The sequence below is a fragment of the Mucilaginibacter sp. genome (assembly GCF_036383575.1).
GTDB lineage: Bacteria > Bacteroidota > Bacteroidia > Sphingobacteriales > Sphingobacteriaceae > Mucilaginibacter.
On record NZ_DASVOB010000318.1, the window covers coordinates 1 to 6,068 of the forward strand.

Sequence of the window (6,068 nt, forward strand, 5' to 3'; positions counted from 1 at the left end):
ACTATTTTTTTGTTTGGGGAATTTGTTTAACCAGCCAGTTGACCAAATCGTTGGCTGCTTTAAAGTTGTCATAATCGGGAGGCAGCTTTCGGCCATCCGTATATTCGTTATAAAACCAGGGATCGCCAACGGCAAACACAGTACCTTTACCATATTTGGCAGTAGCTACAATGACATCCTTGCCGTTAACTAATTGCGCAACCGCCGAATTTGTTAACTGTAGGGTACTCAACTCTTTGATGTAAACTTTGCGCGCCGTTTTAAAGATGGCATTATCTTGTGGGATATTAATTGCACCCTGCTCAAAGTTACGCCCAACTACCCTGTTAACACTATTTAGGTTGAAGCTGATGCCAAATTTCGCCATCAGTTTGTTCAGGTGCACAAACTCGGCATTGCCGGTATCATTGTTTAATACAACCAGTACACCGCCATTTTTTACCCAATTGCTGATAGCCTGGATATGCGGTTCTTCAATATATTTAGCATCAGGATTTTCCTTCGGGATATCGGGATCAACAATAACATAGGCTGCTGCCTTTTTGAGGTTCTCCACATCCGGCGCTTCATTTAAAGTTTGGGTATGCAGCCCGTAATTGCTAAAGATCTGCCCAAAAAACGAAAAACCATTGTTATCCTGCTCATCCCATTTGTAATGGAACGGGATACTTTTACCGGTAACGTCTTTATGATACTCGTTATTGAAATAACTATCCAAAAGCACAGTTTTGCCTTTGCCTAAATTGAGATTGGCTAAACGCTCCATCTCCACACTGGCCAGCATAAATGAACCAACACCTTTGGTTTCGTTAACGACAGTTTTTACACCGGCGTAGTACTCGTAACTGCCGTCGCGATATGGTTCACCGCCAACACCTACAGCTCCTGCAGTGCCTTTAATGTTTACCTGTCCGTCAGCATCCGTTTCGATAAAGTTTTTGATGATGCCATCATAAGCTTTTTGGGCTACCGGCAAATATTTTTGAGGCAGATAGCCTTCACTTACGCCTTTAGCCAGCGTATAAACAAACATGCACGATGCTGATGCTTCCAGATAATTACCCTTTTTGCCCGCTTTGTCAAGTACCTGGTACCACAAACCCGAACCCGAATCCTGGCTGCCTTGTATAGCTACAGCAAGGCGGTTTAAAATGGCAATGAGTGCCGCACGTTTAGGATGATTAACCGGGAAATAGGACAGCACATCAACCAATGCCATGGCATACCAGCCATCGGCACGGGCCCATAAACTTGCCGAGAGACCACTTTGAGGATTAGCCCAGCGTTCCTTTTTGCTTTGATCCCAGGCATGATACAGCAAACCCGTTTTTTTATCGCGTGCATGTTGTTCCATCCAGATAAACTGATCAGCTATCTGATCAAAATCAGTATCTTCATGGTAAACGGAAGCATATTCGGCATAAAAAGGTTCGGCCATATACAGGCCATCGAGCCACATTTGGTTGGGATATCTTTTTTTATGCCAGAAGCCGCCTTCGGGTGTTTTGGGTTGCTCGTTTAATTGTTTGCGAAGCAGGGAGGCCGCTTTATAGTATTTTTCGGCACCTAATACCTGTTGCAGAAATAGCAAACTCCGGCCCGATAAGATATTATCCAGCGTATAGTCATTGGCTTTATAGGTACGGATAGTTCCATCGGCACCCACATACCTGTCCATTGATTTTTGGATATAACCAAAATATTCGTTTTGGGCCGATTGTCGCCAAACGCTTTGCAGCCCCTGCAAAACTATCCCCTGATCGTACGACCAGTTAGTACCCGATAACGAATCCTTCCAGATATGAATGGCCGTATTAGCCATCCGTTGTGACCACGGCAGTGTTTGCGCCCTGAGCCCAATGCCCGCAAGCAGGCAGGTACATAACAATAATATTTTCTTCATTATATAGCTCATTTATCAATATTACTCCCCCGGTTATCATTGCCTGCACCAGTGTTATTCAATGCATTTTTTCAATCAGCCTCAATCTTTTATTTCAGCCACTCGTTATTTCGAACCGGTTAGCACGCTTTCTGCTGCGCCTGAAACATACTCGACTTTATTCTTAGCCTTTGAGGCATCTGTATCAAGCAATTTAATTTGCTGCGACCTCTTTCCGCTGATCTTGAACAGCAGCCTGGTATCACCATAGGTAATATGGTTAAAAGTTACGCTGCTGCTGTTTTGAATATTAATGAGCGGATTGGTTTCTTTGCTTTTAAAGCAGATATTCTTTAAGAAAATGTTCTGCGCTTCTATTATATCAGCGCCTTTAACAGTTTTGAAAATGCTGTTTTCGATATGAATATCTTTGATCCCCATCTCGGGCAGCCCCCTGAACATGAGCGCCTTTTCTGCACCATTACAAACTACATTATCTACATAAAACTTGCGGAATGAGGGTGTAGCTTCGGTTACAGGTACAAGAACCTGATTGTTTACATCATCCGATTCGCCGGGCGATTTACCACTATAGTACATATCAAAAAGGATGGCCTCATGGACAATATCCCTCATGCTGATATTTTTGATGAAGATATTTTCAACCACACCGCCCCTGCCACGTGTAGTTTTAAAACGCAGACCGATATCTGTACCGATGAATGTACAGTTAGACACGAAAATATTACGCGCCCCTCCCGACATTTCGCTGCCTATCACAAAACCACCGTGGGCACGGTAAACAACGTTATTACGTACTACAACATTTTCGGTTGGCTTGCCACGTTTACGACCTTCTTCGTCCCTGCCCGATTTGATGCAGATGCCATCATCACCTGCGTCAAAAGTACTGCCTTCAATCAAAACATTCCGGCACGATTCTACATCTATACCATCGCCATTTTGCGCATTCCATGGGTTTCTAACCTTTACATTCTGTACGGTAAGGTCTTCGCATAATAAAGTGTGGATATCCCAGGCCGGCGAATTTTGTAGTGTAACGCCCTGTAGCAATACTTTTTTACAGTTGGTAAATACCAGCATATTAGGCCGAAAAAAATCTTTAAAGGGTTCGTTATCCTTGAGGGTTTTTCCATTGCCTATTACACCTGCCTCCGGAGTTTTAAGTCCGTTAACATAGCTTTGGGATGGGTACCACGACTTACCATTTTCACTCACCCCCCCACCTGATGCCACCAGTTTGTTCCATTCGCCTGCGGTAAGCCTTTCTTTACTGATCGCCCGCCAAACTTCGCCGTGTCCATCAATGATCCCATCGCCGGTAATAGCTATATTGGTAAGGTTAGTGCCCGATATAGGTGATTCATTACGTACCGCGGCATGCCCTTCATAATTGCCTTCAACCAGTTTATACTGACTTTTATCATCAGTAAACTGCAACAATGCTGCGCGACTTACATGCAGGTTTACATTGCTTTTCATCACCAGTGGACCCGTCAGCCATAAACCTTGCGGAACAAGCACCACTCCACCGCCCTTAACACTACAGGCAGCTATCGCTTTATTGATACTGGTGGTATTTAGGGTAAGTCCATCGGCTTTGGCACCGTATTTTAAAATGTTAATAGTATCTTTTTTGAATGAGGGCTTGCTTACCTGCGGCAAATGCTGCCAGGAATACTGCCGAACCTGCGCCCGCGATGTAAAATAACCCGCCAAAAGCAGAACCGCTACTCCAAACCTTGTTTTTATTACCGACATGTTTCTATTTTAAAACAGCTATTTATCGCCTTATAATTGGTGAAGGACCCTTAAATCCTAAACAAGATTAAAGGCTGACAGCAATAAAAAAAAGGATTTGCCCAACTAAAACCGCGCAAACGTTCCCAGAAACGTTTGCGTAAATTTTGAACACCGGCGAGCGGAAGCGGATTACCTCTTAATCCTCGTGAATTACTTCTAATTGCACGTCATTACCTTTAAAACATTTCATGTAGAGACGCATAATTGCGTCTCCCACAGGACAAGCCGCTTTGCAAGAGGTCTAACTACCTTAACTTGCATATGGAAGACGCAATTATGCGTCTCTACATTCAAAAAATGTCATATTTAGCTATCTCCGAAATGCTGTCGATTTAGCCCTTTTCAATACTTTCTTAAATTACTCGCCTTTTGATTTTGGTAATTTATCAAAATCAACTACACCTGCCCGGGTGGCCCAGGCGCTGTACATCGCTTCAAGTTCGGCTACTTTTTGAGGGTATTGGGCACTCAGGTCATTTAATTCGGAGCGGTCGGTGCTGATGTTATAAAGCTCCCATTTATTTTCGGGGCGTTGTGATACCAGTTTCCAGTCGCCTTGCCTTACAGCACGGTTACCTTCATGTTCAAAAAACAATCCATCATGCCCTTTCCAGCTTTGCCCTTTAAATACAGGTACAAGACTTATACCTTCTGTTGGCGTAATGTTATTACCATGATAAACTTTAGGATAAATTGCCCAGGCCAGATCAAGGCAGGTTGCCATCAGGTCAATAATATGGGCGGGCTTACTAATTATGGAACCCGGCTTAATAACATCCGGGTAATAAGCTATAAAAGGCGTGGCTGTGCCTCCCTCATATTCCCAATGTTTAAATAAGCGAAATGGAGTATCGCTTACATTAGCCCCTAATGCCCCGTATGATGTAAAAGATGTTGGATCACTTGCAGGCTTATTGTTTGCTGCCAGTACTTCGGGAGTAAAGCCAGGCCCGGTAATGGTTTCATTGCTTGCCCCATTATCTGACAGAAACATGATCACTGTATTTTTATCCTCACCTAACTCCTGAAGCTTTTTCCTGATCCGGCCTATATTCTGATCCATCCGGTCGACCATGGCGGCGTATACGGCCATTTTGGTATCAAACTGTTCCTTTTCTTCCGGACTGAGGCTATCCCATTCAGGCACGCTCTTATCCCTGGGAGATAGTTTTTCATCTTTGCTGATGATCCCTAACTGTTTTTGGCGTTCCATCCGTTGCTGCCTCAGCTTATCCCATCCTGCCAGGTACTTGCCTTTGTATTTGGCAATATCTTCGGGTAGCGCCTGGATTGGCCAGTGCGGACTGGTAAAGGCCATGTACAAAAAGAATGGCTTATTGGTACTTTTATTACCCTCAATAAATTTAATGGCATAATCGGCATAGGCATTGGTTGAATACCAATTTGGCCCGGGCGTATACTCCTTATCGTCTAAAGCAATAGTAAGTTTCTGGTTGGGGCGATAAGGCATAGTTGGATTAAAATAACTGCTTGCGCCATCTATCAAACCAAAATAATGATCAAACCCGCGTTTCACCGGCCAGTGCGAAGGGTCTGTCCCGACGTGCCATTTGCCAGCCATTAGCGTATTATAACCACCTTGTTTAAGCGCCTCGGCTATGGTTACGCAGTTTTGGTTCAGATAGCCCTGGTAAGCGGGCACATCACGATGGTTTACCATATCGCCAACGCCCGCCTGGTGCTGATAAAGACCGGTAAGCAATGATGCCCGGGTTGGGCAACAGCGTGATGCATTGTAAAACTGAGTCATGCGTAAACCGTTTTTAGCCATAGCATCGAGATTTGGTGTTTGGGTTTCGGATCCGAAACAGCCAATATCTGAGTAACCCATATCATCGGCCAGGATAATAATGATATTTGGCCGCTTAGCGGCAGCCTTATGCTGAGCAAATATTGGATTACTTACTGCAGAAAAAACAAAAACTATACTGAGTAACCTTTTCATAGGAAAGTTATAATCGTGATCTATTTAAAACTAAGCGTAATATCTTCACCATTGCTATGTGATGCTTTTATCCAAAGCAAATGAGTTGTTTTATCATAATACCAGCCTGCTGTTTCAGCTAATGCATCAACACTCTTAGCCGCTTTCGAGGTTTGATTATTTTCCGCGATTAAAGATGGTTCCTGATCATGAGGCCAGTGTATTCTTGCCAGATAGGAATGCGGTGCCGGAATAAAGCTACCCGCAGGCTTTTTGATCTGCAATTCCCATCCACCGGCAACATTTGCCATAGTAATTTGAGTGATCGCTTTCTCGCCCTGCTGATATTTGAGGCTGATACCATCGTCTTCATACAATTTAAACTCGGATGCCTGCCCCGGAAATACATCCAGCGTG

4 protein-coding genes are annotated in these 6,068 nt (G+C 44.0%); all 4 read right to left on the reverse strand.

What is annotated here, in order from left to right; all coding sequences use genetic code 11:
- Window position 1: 1 nt before the first annotated feature.
- The gene (locus VF500_RS11005) at window positions 2–1,903 is read right to left on the reverse strand and encodes a glycoside hydrolase family 88 protein (RefSeq protein WP_330859718.1); all 1,902 of its coding nucleotides are present in this window, start codon (window positions 1,901–1,903) and stop codon (window positions 2–4) included.
- A gap of 105 nt (window positions 1,904–2,008) precedes the next feature.
- Window positions 2,009–3,664, reverse strand: coding sequence for a glycoside hydrolase family 28 protein (locus VF500_RS11010; RefSeq protein ID WP_330859719.1), 1,656 nt, complete (start codon window positions 3,662–3,664; stop codon window positions 2,009–2,011).
- Window positions 3,665–4,064: 400 nt separating this feature from the next.
- Window positions 4,065–5,672, reverse strand: a complete 1,608-nt coding sequence (locus VF500_RS11015; RefSeq protein ID WP_330859720.1) for an arylsulfatase — start codon at window positions 5,670–5,672, stop codon at window positions 4,065–4,067.
- A gap of 20 nt (window positions 5,673–5,692) precedes the next feature.
- The coding region (locus VF500_RS11020; RefSeq protein WP_330859721.1) for a DUF5110 domain-containing protein at window positions 5,693–6,068 on the reverse strand (376 nt) is incomplete at its 5' end.

Bases quoted from the DNA above. Each gene is read 5' to 3' on its own strand.
- VF500_RS11005 (WP_330859718.1), bottom strand. From the start codon at position 1,903: ATGAAGAAAATATTATTGTTATGTACCTGCCTGCTTGCGGGCATTGGG.
- VF500_RS11010 (WP_330859719.1), bottom strand. From the start codon at position 3,664: ATGTCGGTAATAAAAACAAGGTTTGGAGTAGCGGTTCTGCTTTTGGCG.
- VF500_RS11015 (WP_330859720.1), bottom strand. From the start codon at position 5,672: ATGAAAAGGTTACTCAGTATAGTTTTTGTTTTTTCTGCAGTAAGTAAT.